Source organism: Denitrobaculum tricleocarpae (genome assembly GCF_007004665.1).
Classification (GTDB): domain Bacteria; phylum Pseudomonadota; class Alphaproteobacteria; order Kiloniellales; family Kiloniellaceae; genus Denitrobaculum; species Denitrobaculum tricleocarpae.
Map to the genome: position 1 here is coordinate 26,394 of NZ_ML660067.1, position 17,810 is coordinate 44,203.

The window sequence follows — 17,810 nt, forward strand, 5'->3', positions numbered from 1 at the left end:
TGAGCGGTACTTTTTGTGACGGCCTTCGTTGAACTCGAGCAGGTCACCATGACCTATGGCGGCCCCGGCACCGGCACGGTACCGGCGGTCGCCGACGCTTCTCTGACCATCAAACAGGGCGAGTTCGTCGCCATGGTCGGTCCCTCGGGCTGCGGGAAATCTTCTCTTTTGAAGATCGTCTCCGGCCTGATGCCTGCGGACAAAGGCATCACCCGTGTCGCCGGGGAACCCGTGACCCGGCCGCTGACCATGGTGGGGATGGCCTTTCAAAACGCCACCCTCCTGCCCTGGCGGACAACCCTGGAGAACGTCTTGCTGCCGCTGGAGGTCAGCCGGACACACCGGGGCAGCTTCCGGCGCAAGAAGGCCGAGCATCTGGAGACCGCCAGAGCGCTTCTCAAGACGGTCGGGCTTGAAGGCTACGAGGATCATGCCCCTTATGAGCTTTCCGGCGGTATGCAGCAGCGCGCGTCGCTCTGCCGGGCGCTGATCCATGCGCCGGATCTTCTGCTGCTCGACGAGCCTTTCGCCGCCCTCGACGCCTTCACCCGCGAGGAGCTCTGGGGCGTGCTGCAGGATCTCTGGATGCAGCGGAAATTCACGGTCATCCTGGTGACCCACGATCTGCGCGAGGCGGTCTACCTGGCCGACCGGGTTTACGTGGTCAGCAAACGCCCGGGCCGGATTGTCTATAAGCGGCCCATCCCCCTGGCCCGGCCCCGCACCTTGGAGTCCACCTTCGACCAGGATTTCGTCGATCTGGTGCATAAGCTGCGCGATCACATCGGCGAGGTGCGCGCATCATGATTTCGAAAAACAAACTCGCACCCTGGCTCGCCACCATCGGTCTTTTCGTGTTCTGGGAAGTCGTCTGCCGGCTTTTCTCGGTGCCTGAATTCATCCTGCCCACGCCCAGCGCGTCCATTGCCGCAATGATCGAATACTGGCCCGCGATCTGGCAGAACGCCTTCTACACCTTCTGGGTGACTATGGTCGGTTTTGCGCTGGCCGTGGTTTTCGGACTGGCCCTGGGCCTGGTCACCGGCGCCTCGGCGGTGGTCTATTCAGCCATCTATCCCCTGCTGGTCGGCTTTAATTCCATCCCGAAGGTCGCCATCGTACCGGTGCTCGTGGTCTGGTTCGGCATCGGCACAATCCCGGCTATCCTCACCGCCTTCACCATTTCCTTCTTTCCCATCGTCGTGAACGTCGCCACCGGCCTCGCGACGCTTGAGCCGGAACTGAAAGACGTCCTGCGATCCCTCGGCGCGCGCAAGATCGATATCCTGCTCAAGGTCGGCGTGCCCCGCTCCATGCCTTACTTCTTCGCTTCGTTGAAGGTCGCGGTCACCCTTGCTTTCGTGGGCACGGTGATCTCCGAGACGGTGGCCGGAAACGCCGGCATGGGACATCTCATGCTCACCGCGTCCTCCAGCTTCCGCGTGCCTCTGGTCTTCGCGGGTCTGCTGGTGATCGCCGCCATGGGTGTGGGCATGTATGTGGTCTTTGTGCTGGTCGAGCGGCGCTTCGTCGGATGGGCCTTCCGCGGCGGGGACAGCGGATAGTCATGCCGGAAAGGTGCAGCCTCACGTGACTCTGACAAGGCGGTCCTGGTGCAAATTATTTCTGGCCGCGGGCCTGATCGGCCCTATCTTGTTGCGTTCCGGCAACAGCACTGCGCAGATCGAAAACATGCTAATTGACGACTTTAGCGATTCGGACCTGACCTCAAAACTGGGCACCACCTGGCGGGGTTTCAGCGATCGGGTCATGGGCGGCGTCTCGCAGGCCTCCGTCACGCGCGAACAGCTCGACGGACGCTGGGCGATGCGGCTGCGCGGGGACGTGCGCCTGGAAAACAACGGCGGCTTCGTTCAGGCGGCCCTCGATCTCTCGCCGGACCGGGGGATGTACGACGCCTCCGGCTTTACCGGGTTACGCCTTACGGTCCGCGGCAACGGTGAAGAGTACGGGCTGCATCTGCGCAGCGCCGACAACACCCGGCCCTGGCAGTCCTACCGGGCACAGTTCGTTGCAGGACCGGAGTGGGAAACGCTCGAACTGCCCTTCGCCTCCTTCACGCCCCACAGGCTGGAAGCGCCCCTGGTGACCTCCAGGCTCCGAAGGATCGGGCTGGTGGCCATCGGCCGGGCTTTTACTGCCGACCTCGCCGTGAGCGAGATCGCGTTTTACCGTTAACGCATGTCGCGTTTAATCGCATTCTCTGGCCCATCCGAACGCGTTGTGCTCTGCAAACACTGCCTCGGATCTGCCATAGAATGGGCTTATCCGGTTGAACGCGACGCGCGCTAGAGCGCGTCATGTTTTAACGGAAACGCTCTGTGTTTTCGCTAAAAAATGTGAACCCGCTCTACATCATATAATAAGAGCAGATTCACCGGTACGAAGGATCGCCGAAGGCGATTCCATCTAAACCGGATCTGCTTGTCTTATGCTTTTTATCGTTTTTCAGGCCATTATGTCCCGCTGGGAGAGGGTTGCCGCCCTCTCTCAGCGGCGGGGGTTGGATCGGAGATCTGCAGGCCGTTTAACGGGCCGTCTTAGAGTATGATCTCCCCCGTCTTTTCCATCAGGCCTGAACGGATACCCGGGCAATTCGGCCCGAATGACAAGCATAGGACATGGAAAAGATGATACAGACTACCATCGGCATCGACATTTCCAAAGACCATCTCGATACCCACCGCCTGGCTGATGGCACCACCAGGCAGTTCGCCAACTGCAAAGCCGGCCACAAGGCCCTCATCAAGTGGCTCGCAGATACGCCGCTTGCCCGTATCGTCTACGAACCTACGGGCCGCTACCATGGACAGCTTGAGAGCCGTCTGGGCGAGGCCGGCCTGCCTCTGGTCAAGGTCAATCCACGCCGCGCGAGGCGCTTTGCCGAGGCCATCGGAAAGCTGGCCAAAACCGACCGGGCTGACGCCGCCACATTGGCACAGATGGGAGAAGCCTTGAAACTGCAGCCTCAGCCCGCGACAGACAAAACCCTGGCCAAACTCAAGGAACTCCAGACCGCACGCGCTGCTCTTATCAAAGACAGAACCGCAGCCCGGAACCGGCAAAAAAACCTCGCGGCTCTCCTCCTCAAGCAGCAGTGTAAGGCACGCCTCGAACAGATCCACAAAGACCTAGCCGAGATCGATCAGGCAATCGATGACATCATCACCGCCGATCCCGAATGCACCAAACGCCGGGACATCCTGGTCAGCATCCCAGGCATCGCAAAGCTAACCGCGCATGCCATGCTCATTCATATGCCCGAACTCGGAACCCTGAACCAGAAGCAGGCCGCAAGCCTCGCAGGCCTCGCCCCCGTCACACGCCAATCAGGCGCATGGCGCGGAAAAGCCTACATTCAGGGCGGACGCGCAATCCTCAGACAGACCCTCTATATGCCCGCTCTCGTCGCAACCAGATTCAATCCCGACCTCAAAGCGAAATACCAGCAGCTCATTAAAGCTGGAAAACCTCCTAAGCTCGCCATAACAGCCATCATGAGAAAACTCATCATTACCGCTAACGCTCTCATCAGAGCCAACAGAAACTGGAAACTTAAAACACTTGAGTAAAACGGATACTCTAGGGACTGTTCAGCACCCACAAAGAACCGGTCAGAAGCGTCGCGAAAGCGACCCATGCGGCGTAAGGCACGAACAGCAGTCCCGCCAAACGGTCCAGGCGCCAGAAAAGCACTGTGTTGACGACGATGACGAGCAGCAGGATCACGATCTCCACCAGCGACCAGCCGATCTGCTGCAGCCCGAAAAACAGAGCCGACCACAAGAGATTCAGAGCCAACTGAACGCCATAGACGGCAAGCGCCCGGCTCCGTGCCTGTGACGCCTCCTGACGCCAGACCCGCCAGGCCGCAATCGCCATGAAGATAAAGAGCGTCGTCCAGACCGGCCCGAAAACCCAGTCGGGCGGACTGAACACCGATCTCTCGAGCGTCTGATACCAGTTGCCCACGGACGTCGCCGTGATCGCGCCACCGACGCCTGATACGGCAAACGACAGCAGAAAAAATCCTGCAAGACCGAACCAGTCGCGACGTGTCATTTCCTGTACTCTCTTGTCTTCGACCGTCATCCTGATTCGGTCATTTGCACCTCGATCAAAGGTATCTGGTGCGGCTCTCGCGTTCAATCAATCGCATCGGGATCCGGACCGGCAACGGATTGATATTTCCACCCTGCTGCCGTCGGACCCTTTTCCAATAACCCTTGGTGGCCGCTTTCGATTGTCCTCACCGTGTTCGAGAAACGCGCGCGTCCAGAGAACGCTGTTGGTGTAGGGATCGGGGTCAAAACGCTCAGGCACATGCTGCGGGGCTGTAAAGGGATAGTGCTCGGCACGGCATTCGGATTGCTCAAGCAGCGCACCGTCTGAACCGATCTGGCACCAGCGTTGCCGGCTCTCGATCGGGACCCAGGCCCTCTCGCCATAAAAGCAATTCATCGCCGGGTATGTCGCAGCAATGGTCTCTTCGCCCGATGGATCCTTGAACCCCCAGAATTCGCCACTTCGAAAAATCTTACCGCCTCCCGGGCAATCGAGGCTGCTTGACGGCGGCCCCTCTCTCCTGCTGCCGGCTGTATCGATGCTCGCAGATGCCGGCACCAGTTCGTGCGTCACCTTGGTCATCCGAGATTGTGCAACTGAGGTGGTCGGTTCATCCGTCGACTCCAGATCGTACCAGACTCCGTTAATCCGCCCCCTGGGAGGGCGTCGATAGGTCGGACGTTCAACTTCGTCGAAATACTTTCCTCCGAGAAGACGGCCCGAGCGGTCCAGAAATCCATACTGCTCGCCGCGCTGGACCAAGCCATATCCACCAGTGTGGAAATAGGAAAGTGATTCGTATTCGGTTGGAACAACCAGGACGCCGTTTTCATCCACCGCGCCTGCATAGCCCGCCATCAGATGTAACTTCGTACCTGCAGCTCTATAGCGCTCTTTGGAGGGCCAAGGTCCCATTCTGACCACAGCGCGTCCAGCATTCAGCCTCTGCACCATCGTATAAGCCGGTTCGACTTGCCAACTGCCGTCGGCGCGCATGAGGCCGAACAGGGCACCGCGTGTATTACTAACCTGGGCCCAAATCAGCCCGTAACCTTCTCCGGCATGGGCAAAAAAACTGAAGGTAAAGTGCGGCTTCGTAATCCAGCCTTCCTCTTGGTATTCCCCAGTGCGATACAAACCCATGTTGCCGCTTAGGAGCGCATCTCTCTTCAGCACGGCTTTGGCCGGCGCCCTGCTGTCTGCCCACTCTCCCTCGCGAACAAGCACAACATCTTCCGTGAAGGGTATAGAGCGCGCGAATTTCGGCGCGACGACGACCTCGCCCTTACGGTTGATGACGCCGGTATGCTCTCCCATGAGAACTTCGGCGAGGCCGTGCTCAAACGCACCGGCAAGATCAAACCTAGGCTCTAAAACCATCTCGCCATTGAGATCGATGTAGCCGAAACGGCCGTCGACAAGGACCGCAGCGAGACCTTCGCTGAACGGCATTGCGCGCTCATAGCGCTGCGGGATCACCTCTGTCTTGCTTCTGTGCAGCACGTAACCGCAGAGACCAGAAGCGCCGCCGCAGTCGACAACGACCCTTTCCGGCCTGTCGTCCCGCGCCGGCATCAGGACCAGCACCAATGACATGACGAGCAGGAGAGAGAGTAAAATGACCCTCAGGCTTGGTCTGTGCATCGAGATCTCGCAGTTCAACTTATGGAGATGAAAAACTCAGGGATCTTAAGCCGGCGTCCCGGAGCGCAAGACTCTCGAGGCGGGGCCAATCTCTCCCGCAAGAGAACCTCGAGGTAGTTTATATCTTGTTAAAAATAAATCTTTAGGTTGTTTCTAACCTATATCAAGCATGAGCCTATCGCCGCATGGACACATCAAATCCAAGAGAAAAATCCCGGAAAAGTGCGTCCGGCGCTCCCGAGGAACAACAGGGCACAGGCTCATCAAAAATGGATAAGGTCATTGAGGAGTTCAGGCGAGAACGTGACAGTCGTGACGCGGTGGAGCGTGAGAGGACTTCCTGGGTGTTGAAAGTGCTGCTGCCAATTTTATTTTTTGCGGCAGCGTTAGACTTGATGAACATTCTTGGTTACGCCAGTTTCTACAGAACAGGTAGCGGCTTCGGTATCTCAGCCCTGGTGTTTTGCCTGGTGGCACTTTGCGTCTTAAGACGCCGGAAGTAAACGCCAATCAAGTAGCGTCAGCATTCAATATCACAGCTTTCCGGCAAGGAAGCGAACAGCTCAGTCCGTCTGAACTCTCCCAACGACAGAAAGGCCACCGCCCACATCGGACTGCTCCAGGACGATCATCTCTCCCGATTGGGGAAAGACGCTGGTCAGCGCGGTGATGTTGACCTGATGCGTCACGAGAACCAGCGGTTCCCCGGAGGGCTGAGCGGCCAGCCAGTCTTTGAGCGCCTGTGTTGCAGCAGGTTGTTTCTCGCGCTGGCGGAAGAAGGAATTGAGGGGCTCCAGCTCTTCCACCGGTCCCAACCCCAAAAGCTCGGCAGTCTCCAGACAGCGGCACCACTGACTTGAGAGCACCCGCGCGGAGCCGAGGCCTGCGTCGCGCAGGCGCGCACCGATCCGTTCGGCCTGTGCCCGGCCCGTGTCACTGAGATTTCTTTGCGTGCTGCAGTCCCGCAGCGCGAAATTGCCGGGGTCCCCGGTTCCCGGCGCCAGGGCGTGGCGCATGATCACGATATGCCCCTCCGCAGCCACGGACCGCAGGAGGGCTTCGTCGTCGGCCACGGCGGCGTCACGGGGCAGGACCGCAAGCAGAAGGCCGAATGCCAGACCGAGTTTCCCGGCGCCGCGCAGTAGCGTGTTACCGAGCATCACCATCCCCGGGTACCCGGCGCGCCTTTGAAGGGGCCGACGATGTTGCCGGTAATCCAGCCGCCGTAGAAATCGCCTTCCTGGGACTGGACCTGCTCGTCGCCGACCCAGCAGGCTTCGACACGCGAGGCATAGAAAGCATAAAAGCCCTGGATTTTGCGGAAGGGCTGAGTGGTCTCCGGATAGTTCCAGGCCGCCTGTTGAGAGCGCGCCTCGCCAACCTCAAGCGACCAATAGTTGGCCGGCCCTTTGAATTCACAGAAGGAACGCCCCGCTTCCGGCACCAGAAAATCCTCGCGCACATTATCCGGCGGGAAATAGTAGACCGGCGGATGGCTGGTTTCGAGCACCCTGTAACCCTCGGTGGTCTCCGCGACAGTCTGCCCGGCAAAGGTAACAATGAGCCGGTCCGTCACCTTTTCGATCCGCGGCGGCCGCGGGTAATCCCAAACAGATTCCTGACCTGGTCCCGGCACGACACGCAGGGGTCTTTTGAACATAGCGGCACCTTCATTTTCAGACGTCATAAAACATACGTCGCAAGGACCGCGCCGGATCAGGTTTTCGGCAAGGATCAGCTCTTGTGCCAGGGCCCGTGATGCGCCCCGGGCTCGTCAAAACGCTCAAAACTGTGTGCGCCGAAAAAGTCCCGCTGGGCCTGGATCATATTGGCCGTCGAACGGCCTGTGCGCATCATGTCAAAATAGGCAAGTGCCGCCGAGAGCGCGGGCGCAGGCAAACCCGACTTGGCCGAAACAGCCACCACTTCGCGCAGGGCCTTTTCGTTGTCCCGCAGGAGCGCGGCAAAGAAATCCGAGAACATGAGGTTCAGCGCCGGGTTCTGCGTCAAGGCATCGGCCATGTCGTTCAGCATGGTCGAGCGGATGATGCAGCCTGCGCGCCAGACCCGCGCAACATCGGGCAGGGGCAGCGACCAATCATAGGCTTCCGAAGCAGAGGAGAGCAGCCCGAAGCCCTGTGCATAGCAGACGATCTTGCCCGCGATCAGGGCCTGCTCGAGCGCGTCGATCCTGAGCGCGTCCAGATCCAGCGCCGTTGGTGCCGCCCCGAAAAGGCTCTCGCCTGCTTTGCGCTCATCGAGCCTGGAGGACAGATTGCGCGCGGCAACCGCAGCCTCGATCACCGTTGCCGGTGCCGCCAGATGCAGGGCTTCAACCGCGGTCCAGCGCCCGGTACCCTTCTGACCGGCCCGGTCCAGGATGATATCGAGCAGCGGCCTGCCGCTCTTGGCATCGCTGCAGCGCGACACCTCGGCGGAGATTTCAATCAGATAGGATTTCAGCGGTCCTTCGTTCCAGCGCGCGAAAACCTCGCCGATCTGCGCCGCCTCCATGCCGAACCCGTCGCGCATGATGCCGTAGACCTCGGCGATCATCTGCATGTCGGCATATTCGATACCGTTGTGCACCGATTTCACGAAGTGCCCGGAGCCGCCCTCGCCCATCCACTGGGCGCAGGCCTGCCCTTCGTGTTTGGCGGAGATCGCTTCCAGGATATGCGAAACCCGGTCCCAGGCGCTGCGTGCGCCGCCGCCCATGATGGAAGGACCATGGCGGGCACCCTCTTCACCACCGGAGACGCCGATGCCGAGATAGGGCACGCCCGCCGCCTTGGCCTCTTTGGTTCGGCGGTTGGTGTCATGGAAGTTGGCGTTGCCTGCATCGATGATCAGATCATCGGCGTCCAGCATGCCGCGCAGAACGCCAATCTGCTGATCCAGGATGTCGCCGGCCGGCAGCATGATGATGACGGAACGCGGGGGTTTGATGGCCGCGACGAAGTCTTCAAGGCTCTCGCAGGGCACGACCTGTGCGGCCAGGTCTCCGGCTTCGGCGTGGAACTTCCGGGTGGTCTCCGTCGTGCGGTTGAAGACGGCTATTTTGAAGCCTTTTTCCGCGATATTGAGAGCGAGACTCGCCCCCATGGTGCCGAGACCGATCAGACCGATCCCGGCAAGCTCACTGTCACCGAGTACCATACTGCCCCTGATGTTTGCTGCTGTAAAATGCTATCGAGGAGCACAAACTAATTACTGGAGGCCACCGCGTCCATCGAAAGAGAGAACTCTGCGCCCAAAGCGATCGATCCGGGAGATCACGGCGCAAGGTTCTATCGACAGTGGCTTTGTCCAAGGCTATCTTCGCCTCAGCAAAAAGACCTTACCTCGCCAGATTTCGAGTAGGACTCCCCGGCAAGTGAGAAGACCCAATCTGACGACGGTCGGCTATGCCTACGGCGTACCGGAAGCCGCCATGGCCGCCGCGCTTCTCGAGTCCGCCGGTATCCTGGTTACCAGACACCCCTGGCACACCGTCTGTGTAACCTGGAGCAAAACGCACGCCTTCGGCGGGATCGAAATACAAGTCCCTGCCTCTCAGGCTGAACAGGCAGCCACGATCCTTGCCGACTTTCAGCCGATAGCGCGGCCGCGAAAAAGGTTGTTCCGGCTCCTGGTCTGCATCGCGGCGACGCTATTCATAGCCGTCCCGCCAGCGGCCTCGGGTTTCTTCGCGGTCGCCATGCGGCCAGGAACGATGCGCAACAGCGCTCAAGACTGAAGGCCTTCACCTTCCCTCATTCTCCAAAAACACGGCGTAGAAAAACCGACGCCTGACAAACTCTGGTCAGGGTGCGAAGGACCCGATCCCGCGCGCCTTGAGCGTCTCGGAAATCTCGGAAAGCACCGTGGGGTCGTCGATGGTGGCCGGCATCTTCCACTCCGCGCCGTCGGCGATCTTCTGCATGGTACCACGCAGAATCTTTCCGGAACGGGTTTTCGGCAGACGCTCCACGCAAATCGCCAGCTTGAACGCCGCCACCGGACCGATGACCTCGCGCACCCGCTGAACCACCTCTTTTTCAATATCTGCCGTATCGCGGTCGACATCGGCGCTCAGGATCAGAAATCCGACCGGAATCTGTCCTTTCAGAGCATCTTCCACACCGACCACGGCGCATTCTGCAACCGCGGGGTGCCCGGCAATGGCTTCTTCGATGCCGCCGGTCGAAAGCCGGTGCCCGGCCACGTTAATGATGTCGTCGGTGCGGGACATGATGAAGAGATAACCGTCTTCGTCCATCATGCCCGCGTCGGCGGTCTTGTAGTAGCCGGGGAACTCGCTCAAGTACGCGTCCTTGAAGCGGTCGTCCGCGTTCCAGAGCGTCGGCAGGCAGGAAGGCGGCAGGGGCAGCCTGACCACGATGTTGCCGAGGGTTCCGGTCGGCACCGGATGGCCCTCGTCGTCGAGTACCTGCACGTCATAGCCGGGCATGGGCACGGTCGGCGAACCCAGTTTGACCGGCAACGCGCCCAGTCCCACCGGATTGCCCGCGATGGTCCAGCCGGTTTCCGTCTGCCACCAGTGATCGATGACCGGCACCTGCAGTTTCTCCTGCGCCCACTCGATGGTGTCGGGGTCGGCGCGTTCACCCGCCAGGAACAGCGTGCGCAGGGTCGAAATGTCATAGTTGGCGATCAGGCTACCCGAGGGATCTTCTTTCTTGATCGCCCGAAAGGCTGTCGGCGCCGTGAAAAGGGCCGCAACCTTATGCTCGTCGATCACGCGCCAGAAGGTGCCGGCGTCCGGTGTGCCGACCGGCTTGCCCTCGAAGAGAATGCTGGTGCAGCCCTTCAGCAGCGGCGCGTAAACGATGTAGGAATGCCCGACCACCCAACCCACATCCGAAGCCGCCCAGAAGACCTCGCCCGCGTCGACGCCGTAGATGGCGTTCATCGTCCAGTGCAGGGCCACCATATGCCCGCCGTTGTCGCGGACCACCCCCTTGGGCTGACCGGTCGTGCCGGAGGTGTAGAGGATGTAAAGCGGATCGGTCGCTTTGACCGGGGTACAGGGTACCTTAGTGCCGCTGGCCTTATGCGCTTCGACGGCGGTCTTATAATCCAGGTCCCGTCCCTCGATCAGCTCGCAAACCAGTTGCTCGCGCTGCAGAACAATGCAAGAGCCCGGCTTTTGCTCGACCATGTCAATAGCGGCATCCAGTAGCGGCTTGTAGGCGACAGTTCGTCCGGGTTCCAGACCGCAAGAGGCGGAGATGATGGCTTTTGGCGTGCAGTCCTCGATCCGGGTCGCAAGTTCGTTGGCCGCGAAGCCGCCGAAGACAACCGAATGCACGGCTCCCAGGCGCGCGCAGGCGAGCATGGCCACCGCCGCTTCCAGCACCATGGGCATGTAAATGATGACGCGGTCGCCTTTGCCGACGTCCCGGTCCTTGAGCACAGCGGCGAGCGCCTCGACCTCGGCCTGCAGTTCCGCGTAGGTGACGCTGCGTTTGCTCCCGGTCATGGCGCTGTCGTGGACGATCGCGAGCTGGTCTGCCCGGCCGGACTGAACATGTCGGTCAACGGCGTTGTGGCAGGTGTTGCAGGTCGCATCCGGGAACCATTGACCATAGACCGCAGCTTCAGGATCGAATGCACGGCTCCAGGGCTCGAACCAGTCGAGTTCCTTCGCGCAGGCTTCCCAGAAGGCCTCCGGGTCGGACTTCCAGCTGGCGTAGGTTTCCTGGTACTTCGATCTATTCGTCATTCGACCCTCCCTTTTTTTCACCGCTCAAAGCCCGGCACGCGTAAGCGCAACCGCACAGGCTTTGATCAGCGATTTCGTCTTTCGCCCGTCAAGCAGCCCAGGACTGCGTTGGCGGCCTCAATTACATTGGTGCCGGGACCAAAGATATCAGCGACACCCGCTGCGCGCAGGAAGTCATAATCCTGCTCAGGGATCACTCCCCCGCAGACCACGGTGATGTCTTCGGCGCCCTTCGCCTTCAGATCCCCGATCAGTTCGGGAATCAGCGTCTTGTGTCCCGCGGCCAGCGACGAGACGCCGACAACGTCCGCCTTCAGTTCAATAGCCCGGTTGGCCACCTCTTGCGGAGTCTCGAACATATCCGAGAGATCTACCGTAAAGCCCATGTCCGCGAAGGCGGTGGCGATCACCTTGGCGCCCCGGTCATGTCCGTCCTGGCCCATTTTCGCGAGCAGAATGTGGGGCTTGCGGCCCAGGCTCTCGGCATAGTCCAGGATCCGGCGCTGAAGGGCCTCATACTCGACATCGCCGGAATAGGCATCGTTGTACACGCCGGCGATCACTCGTGTTGTGGCTTTGTGGCGCTCAAAGGCGCGTTCCATGGCGCTGGAGATTTCGCCCAAAGTCGCGCGCGCCTTGGCTGCCGTGACGGCGAACTCCAGCAGGTTGCCCTCGCCGGATTCGGCGGCGGCCTCCAAAGCATCCAGCGCTGCCTTACAGGCGGCAGGGTTCCGGGTCTTTTTGATCTTCTCCAGACGGGCGATCTGCGCGTCGCGCACCTTGACGTTATCGATGTCGAGAATATCGACCGGCGGTTCGTTCTCCAGCGTGTACTTATTCACCCCGACCACGACGGTCTCGCGCTGATCGACACTGGCCTGCCGCTTGGCAGCGGCCTCCTCGATGCGCATTTTCGGCAGGCCCTGCTCCACGGCCTTTGTCATACCGCCCAGCGCCTCGACCTCCTGGATCATGGACCAGGCTTCGTCGACGAGATCCTGGGTCAGTCGCTCGATATAGTAGGAACCGCCGAGCGGATCGACCACGTCTGTCACGCCGGTCTCATGCTGCAGAATAAGCTGGGTGTTGCGGGCGATGCGCGCCGAAAACTCGGTCGGCAGGGCAATGGCCTCATCGAAGGAATTGGTGTGGAGGGACTGGGTGCCGCCCAGAACCGCTGCCATGGCCTCAAAGGCCGTGCGCACGACGTTGTTGTAGGGATCCTGTTCGGTCAGGGACACACCCGAAGTCTGACAATGCGTGCGCAGCATTTTCGAGCGCTCCGACTTGGCCCCGAAGTCGGTCATGATCTTTGCCCAGAGCTGGCGCGCGGCCCGCAGCTTGGCGACCTCCATGAAGAAATCCATACCGATGCAGAAGAAGAAGGACAACCGACCGGCAAAGGCATCCACATCCAGTCCGCGCGACATGGCGGCGCGGACATATTCCATGCCGTCGGCGAGCGTAAAGGCCAGCTCCTGCGCCAGGGTCGAGCCCGCCTCCTGCATATGGTAACCGGAGATCGAGATGGAGTTGAACTTCGGCATCTCCTGCGCGGTATAGACGATAATATCGGAGATAATGCGCATGGAGGGCGCGGGCGGATAGATGTAGGTGTTCCGCACCATGAACTCTTTCAGGATATCGTTCTGGATGGTGCCCGAAAGCTGGGAGCGGTCCACGCCCTGTTCCTCGCCCGCGACGATGAACATGGCCAGAACCGGGATCACGGCGCCGTTCATGGTCATGGAGACCGACATCTGGTCCAGGGGAATGCCGTCGAAGAGGATTTTCATGTCCTCGACGCTATCGATCGCAACCCCGGCCTTGCCCACATCTCCAACCACGCGCGGATGATCGGAGTCATAGCCCCGGTGGGTTGCCAGATCGAAGGCAACGGAAAGCCCCTTCTGTCCCGCGGCCAGATTCTTACGGTAAAAAGCGTTGGATTCCTCCGCGGTGGAAAAGCCGGCGTATTGACGGATGGTCCAGGGCCGTCCCGCGTACATCGTTGCTTTCACGCCCCGCGTAAAGGGCGCGACACCGGGCATTTCGGCCGCGGCGTCGCCCGGCACATCGGCGGCGGTGTAGAGCGGTTTCCGCAGCAGGCCGTCCGGTGTCTTTTTCTCGAGCGACGCAGGGTCGCCGCCCTTGAGTTCCTTCGACGCCAGCGTTTTCCAGTCCTCAAGGTTCTTGCTCATGCCGCAAACTCCATCATGACCGCGTCAACAGCGAGACTGTCACCGACGCTCACCAGAATTTTCTCAACCACCGCCGACTTTTCCGCCCGCAGGACGTTTTCCATCTTCATGGCTTCGACAATGGCCAGGGGTTGCCCTTCCTCGACCTTGTCCCCCTCGCTGACCTGGAGATTTATCACCAGGCCCGGCATGGGGCAGAGCAGCAGATTCGACGTATCCGGCGCCTCCTTGCGCGGCATGCGATCCATCAGTTCGGCCAGACGCGGCGTCAGCACCTGAAGCCTGCAATCCACGCCGCGGTGGCGCAGCCGGTAGCCGCCAGGGATCGGTGCAACCTTGAACCAGAAGGCTTTGCCATCGATCATCATCTCCGCGACCGGCAGACCCGGCCGCCACTCGGTTTCAACGGAAAGTTCAGGTCCAGCCGCGAGAGAGACCCGATAACCGCCGGCGCTTTCCTCAAGCTCCACCGAGGTGCGCTTTTCATCGAAGCAGACAACGCGTCTGGCGCTATCGCCCTCGAGTCCCCTTTGGAAACGGGCGCCGGAGATCTGGGCACGACGTTTCGCCACGATGTGATCCAGCACTGTCACGCAGGCGCTCAGCCGCGCTTCGGTCCCCGCATCAGGCGTGACGCCTTCAAAACCCTCGGGATACTCCTCCGCGATGAAGCCCGTGGTCAGACGTCCCTCCCGCCAGCGCGGATGATCCATCAGCGCGGAGAGGAATGGCAGGTTGTTCCCGACACCCTCCACCACGAACTGATCCAGCGCATCGGACATGGCATCTACCGCTTCGATCCGGGTCGGCGCCCAGGTGCAGAGCTTTGCGATCATCGGATCGTAGAACATGGAAATCTCTGAACCCTCGACCACACCCGTATCGTTCCGGATTGCGAGCGTCTCTGTCGCTTCCTCCTCCGGCGGCTGATAACCCGTCAGGCGGCCGATCGAAGGCAGGAAGTTTCGATAAGGGTCCTCGGCATAGAGCCGGCTTTCGACGGCCCAGCCGTTCAACTTGATGTCATCCTGGCGCAAGGCCAGTTTCTCGCCCGCCGCCACGCGGATCATCTGCTCCACAAGATCGATACCGGTGATCAGCTCGCTCACCGGATGCTCGACCTGCAGGCGGGTATTCATCTCCAGAAAATAAAAGTTCCGGTCCTTGTCGGCGATGAATTCCACGGTTCCGGCGGAGTGATAGCCAACCGCCTTGGCCAGAGCGACGGACTGCTCGCCCATGGCCCTACGCGTGGCCTCGTCGAGGAAGGGGGATGGCGCCTCCTCCACCACCTTCTGGTTCCGCCGCTGGATCGAACACTCGCGCTCGCCGACGTAGAGGCAGTTGCCGTGCTGATCGGCCAGGACCTGGATCTCGATATGCCGGGGTTCGGTGACGAACTTCTCGATAAAGATCCGATCGTCGCCAAAGCTGGAGGCCGCCTCGGACTTGGAACGTTCGAAGCCTTCGCGGGCTTCATCATCGTTCCAGGCGATCCGCATGCCCTTGCCGCCGCCGCCGGCAGAGGCCTTGATCATCACCGGATAGCCGATCTCTGAAGCGATCTTAATCGCGTGTTCGGCGTCATCGATCAGGCCCATATGCCCGGGCACGGTCGAAACATCAGCTTCGGCGGCGATCTTCTTCGAAGTGATCTTGTCGCCCATGGCTTCGATGGCATTGGGCGGCGGGCCGATAAAGGTGATGCCCTCGGCTTTCAGGCGCTCGGCGAACTCGCGGCGCTCGGAGAGGAAACCATAGCCCGGATGAACCGCGTCGGCGCCGGTCTCTTTGCAGGCATCGATGATCTTGTCGATGATCAGGTAGCTTTCGGCGGCGGCAGCGGGTCCGATATGCACCGCTTCATCGGCCATCTCCACATGCAGGGCCGACTTGTCCGCATCGGAGTAGACTGCGACAGTGCCGATGCCCAGGCGCTTGGCGGTCTTAAAGACCCGGCAAGCGATTTCCCCGCGATTGGCGACCAGTATTTTCTTGAACATACGCGCTCCCCAATCTCTGCTTAAAGCGGAATATTGCTATGCCGCTTTTCAGGCAGGCGTTGATTTTTGGTTTTTAAGGCTTCAAAGGCACGCAGGACGCGGCGGCGCGTCGAATGCGGCATGATCACATCATCAATAAAGCCGCGTTGCGCCGCGATGAAGGGATTCGCAAAGCGGTCTTCATATTCTTTGGTGCGCTGCGCGGTCTTCTCAACATCGTCCAGCTCGGACCGATGGAGAATTTCGGTCGCGCCCTTGGCACCCATCACCGCGATCTGCGCCGTCGGCCAGGCATAGTTGACATCGGCGCGGATGTGCTGCGACGACATAACGACATAGGCGCCGCCATAGGCTTTGCGGGTAATCACCGTGACCTTGGGCACGGTGGCCTCGGCATAGGCAAACAACAGCTTGGCGCCGTGCTTGATGATGCCGCTGTATTCCTGCCCGACACCTGGCAGAAAGCCCGGAACGTCGACAAGCGTCAGCAGCGGGATGTTGAAAGAATCGCAAAAACGAACGAAGCGGCCGGCCTTTCTTGAACTGTCGATGTCCAGACACCCCGCCAGCACCATGGGCTGATTAGCTACAACCCCGACGGTCGAGCCGTTCAGGCGGATATACCCGCAGAGAATGTTACCGGCGTGCGCCTCCTGAACCTCGAAGAACTCCCCCTCGTCGGCAATCTTTGTGATCACCTCACGCATGTCATAGGGCTTGTTGGGGTTCTCCGGCACGATCGTGTCCAGCGACATCTCGACCCGCTCGGGATCGTCCGCAGTCGGCAGGACCGGCGGTTTTTCCTTGAAAGACAGGGGCAGGAAATCGAAGAGCCGCCGGATTTCCAGCAGCGCTTCCAGGTCGTTCTCGAAGGCGCCGTCGGCGACCGAGGACTTCTTGGTGTGGGTCGAGGCCCCGCCCAATTCCTCCGCCGTGACGATTTCGTTGGTAACGGTCTTGACCACATCGGGACCGGTGACGAACATATAGCTGCTGTCCTTCACCATATAGATGAAATCGGTCATGGCCGGCGAGTACACGGCGCCACCGGCACAGGGCCCCATGATCACGGAGATCTGAGGCACCACGCCCGAGGCCTGGACGTTGCGGTAGAAGACCTCGGCATAGCCGCCGAGCGACGCAACGCCCTCCTGAATCCGTGCGCCGCCGGAATCATTCAGGCCAATGATGGGTGCCCCGTTCTGGACGGCGAGATCCATGACCTTACAGATCTTTTCGGCATGGGTTTCCGAGAGAGAACCGCCCAGAACCGTGAAGTCCTGGCTGAAGACGTAAACCGGGCGGCCGTTGATCGTACCCCAGCCGGTAACCACGCCGTCGCCGGGGACTTCGACCTTATCCATGCCGAAATCGACGCAGCGGTGGGTCTTGTACATATCGTATTCTTCGAAGGAGCCCTCATCGAGAAGCACCTCAATCCGCTCGCGCGCGGTCAGCTTGCCCTTGGCGTGCTGAGCATCGATCCGGCGCTGCCCGCCACCGAGGCGGGCCTGGACGCGGCGTTCCTCGAGCTGCTCGAGAATCTCCTGCATCAGCCGAGCCCTCGCGCCTTCAGGAAGCGCCAGGCAGCGGGGAATACGGCAGCAGCCAATGCCGCTTTCGCGAAGCCACCCAGGATGAAGGGATAGAGCCCCCATTCCAGGATCGGCTTATCCCACCCGAAAAGAACACCAAGCCACAGCACACCAGGGAGCATAAGGATCGCCGTTCCAATCACCGCCACGGCAAAGGCCGTGAAGATATTCCGGTCCCAGCCGCGTTCAGCCAGCATACCCGATACATAAACGGCAATCAGGAAGCCCAGGAGATAACCGCCGGTCGGACCCATCATGTAGGCCCAGCCGATGCCCTTTTCCGGCGTGCCTGTGAAGACCGGCAGACCCAGCGCACCCTGCGCAAGATAAAAGGCGACAGCCGCCAAACCCAGACGTGGACCGAGTGCCAGGCCAAGACCGATCACCACGAAGGTTTGCATGGTCATTGGCACCGGATAGAAAGGGATCGAGACCTTCGCCGAGAGCGTAATAAGCAGCGAGGCAGCGGCCACAATGATGATATTGCGCAGCAGGGAATGGTCGAAATTTCTCGAAAGCGCGGCATGCAGTGTCATTTGATCCCTCCAGATCC

At 60.5% G+C, this 17,810-nt stretch carries 16 protein-coding genes; 6 read left to right on the forward strand and 10 right to left on the reverse strand.

The window, feature by feature from the left end; all coding sequences use genetic code 11:
- Window positions 1-15 precede the first annotated feature (15 nt).
- The 4 genes from FKG95_RS27595 to FKG95_RS27610 all read left to right on the forward strand — a co-directional run bounded on the left by FKG95_RS27595 (window position 16) and on the right by FKG95_RS27610 (window position 3,593).
- Complete coding sequence (locus FKG95_RS27595; RefSeq protein ID WP_218940393.1) at window positions 16-807, forward strand: ABC transporter ATP-binding protein; 792 nt, start codon at window positions 16-18, stop codon at window positions 805-807.
- Window positions 804-1,565, forward strand: a complete 762-nt coding sequence (locus tag FKG95_RS27600) for an ABC transporter permease (protein ID WP_142899695.1) — start codon at window positions 804-806, stop codon at window positions 1,563-1,565. The genes FKG95_RS27595 and FKG95_RS27600 overlap by 4 nt, the downstream gene beginning before the upstream one ends.
- Window positions 1,566-1,692: 127 nt before the next feature.
- The gene (locus FKG95_RS27605) at window positions 1,693-2,199 is read left to right on the forward strand and encodes a CIA30 family protein (protein WP_142899696.1); all 507 of its coding nucleotides are present in this window, start codon (window positions 1,693-1,695) and stop codon (window positions 2,197-2,199) included.
- A 452-nt stretch (window positions 2,200-2,651) separates the two neighbouring features.
- On the forward strand, window positions 2,652-3,593 hold the full coding sequence (locus tag FKG95_RS27610) for an IS110 family RNA-guided transposase (protein WP_142899697.1): 942 nt from the start codon (window positions 2,652-2,654) through the stop codon (window positions 3,591-3,593).
- A gap of 10 nt (window positions 3,594-3,603) precedes the next feature.
- Here the strand turns inward: FKG95_RS27610 and FKG95_RS27615 are convergent, their stop codons facing one another.
- Together FKG95_RS27615 and FKG95_RS27620 are read right to left on the reverse strand one after the other, a co-directional pair.
- Window positions 3,604-4,083: a TspO/MBR family protein gene (locus FKG95_RS27615; RefSeq protein WP_142899698.1), complete on the reverse strand. Its 480-nt coding sequence runs from the start codon at window positions 4,081-4,083 to the stop codon at window positions 3,604-3,606.
- Between the two features lie 87 nt (window positions 4,084-4,170).
- Window positions 4,171-5,730 carry a WG repeat-containing protein gene (locus FKG95_RS27620; RefSeq protein WP_142899699.1) on the reverse strand — a complete coding sequence of 520 codons (1,560 nt, stop codon included), beginning with the start codon at window positions 5,728-5,730 and terminating at the stop codon, window positions 4,171-4,173.
- Window positions 5,731-5,915: 185 nt separating this feature from the next.
- Here FKG95_RS27620 and FKG95_RS27625 point away from each other — a divergent pair, with 185 nt between their 5' ends.
- On the forward strand, window positions 5,916-6,233 hold the full coding sequence (locus FKG95_RS27625; RefSeq protein ID WP_142899700.1) for a hypothetical protein: 318 nt from the start codon (window positions 5,916-5,918) through the stop codon (window positions 6,231-6,233).
- Window positions 6,234-6,293: 60 nt separating this feature from the next.
- Here the strand turns inward: FKG95_RS27625 and FKG95_RS27630 are convergent, their stop codons facing one another.
- The 3 genes from FKG95_RS27630 to gndA all read right to left on the reverse strand — a co-directional run bounded on the left by FKG95_RS27630 (window position 6,294) and on the right by gndA (window position 8,889).
- A complete protein-coding gene (locus FKG95_RS27630; protein ID WP_142899701.1) occupies window positions 6,294-6,890 on the reverse strand; it encodes a histidine phosphatase family protein in 597 nt (198 codons plus the stop codon).
- Window positions 6,890-7,390, reverse strand: a complete 501-nt coding sequence (locus FKG95_RS27635; protein WP_142899702.1) for a DUF427 domain-containing protein — start codon at window positions 7,388-7,390, stop codon at window positions 6,890-6,892. Before FKG95_RS27635 ends, FKG95_RS27630 begins: the two co-directional genes overlap by 1 nt.
- Window positions 7,391-7,464: 74 nt before the next feature.
- Window positions 7,465-8,889 carry an NADP-dependent phosphogluconate dehydrogenase gene (gene gndA, locus FKG95_RS27640; RefSeq protein ID WP_142899703.1) on the reverse strand — a complete coding sequence of 475 codons (1,425 nt, stop codon included), beginning with the start codon at window positions 8,887-8,889 and terminating at the stop codon, window positions 7,465-7,467.
- Window positions 8,890-9,106: 217 nt separating this feature from the next.
- Between gndA and FKG95_RS27645 the strand changes: the two genes are divergently transcribed.
- The gene (locus FKG95_RS27645) at window positions 9,107-9,469 is read left to right on the forward strand and encodes a hypothetical protein (protein WP_142899704.1); all 363 of its coding nucleotides are present in this window, start codon (window positions 9,107-9,109) and stop codon (window positions 9,467-9,469) included.
- Window positions 9,470-9,535: 66 nt separating this feature from the next.
- On the opposite strand, the gene FKG95_RS27650 is transcribed toward FKG95_RS27645, so the two are convergent.
- The 5 genes from FKG95_RS27650 to FKG95_RS27670 form a co-directional block, all read right to left on the reverse strand.
- Window positions 9,536-11,458, reverse strand: coding sequence for a propionyl-CoA synthetase (locus FKG95_RS27650; RefSeq protein ID WP_142899705.1), 1,923 nt, complete (start codon window positions 11,456-11,458; stop codon window positions 9,536-9,538).
- 65 nt (window positions 11,459-11,523) lie between these two features.
- The gene (gene scpA, locus FKG95_RS27655; RefSeq protein ID WP_142899706.1) at window positions 11,524-13,659 is read right to left on the reverse strand and encodes a methylmalonyl-CoA mutase; all 2,136 of its coding nucleotides are present in this window, start codon (window positions 13,657-13,659) and stop codon (window positions 11,524-11,526) included.
- Entirely contained in the window at window positions 13,656-15,662 is a 2,007-nt protein-coding gene (locus FKG95_RS27660) for an acetyl-CoA carboxylase biotin carboxylase subunit (RefSeq protein WP_142899707.1), read from the reverse strand. The genes scpA and FKG95_RS27660 overlap by 4 nt, the downstream gene beginning before the upstream one ends.
- 20 nt (window positions 15,663-15,682) lie before the next feature.
- Window positions 15,683-17,215 carry an acyl-CoA carboxylase subunit beta gene (locus FKG95_RS27665; RefSeq protein WP_142899708.1) on the reverse strand — a complete coding sequence of 511 codons (1,533 nt, stop codon included), beginning with the start codon at window positions 17,213-17,215 and terminating at the stop codon, window positions 15,683-15,685.
- Window positions 17,215-17,793, reverse strand: coding sequence for a biotin transporter BioY (locus tag FKG95_RS27670; RefSeq protein WP_142899709.1), 579 nt, complete (start codon window positions 17,791-17,793; stop codon window positions 17,215-17,217). Before FKG95_RS27670 ends, FKG95_RS27665 begins: the two co-directional genes overlap by 1 nt.
- Window positions 17,794-17,810: the final 17 nt, after the last annotated feature.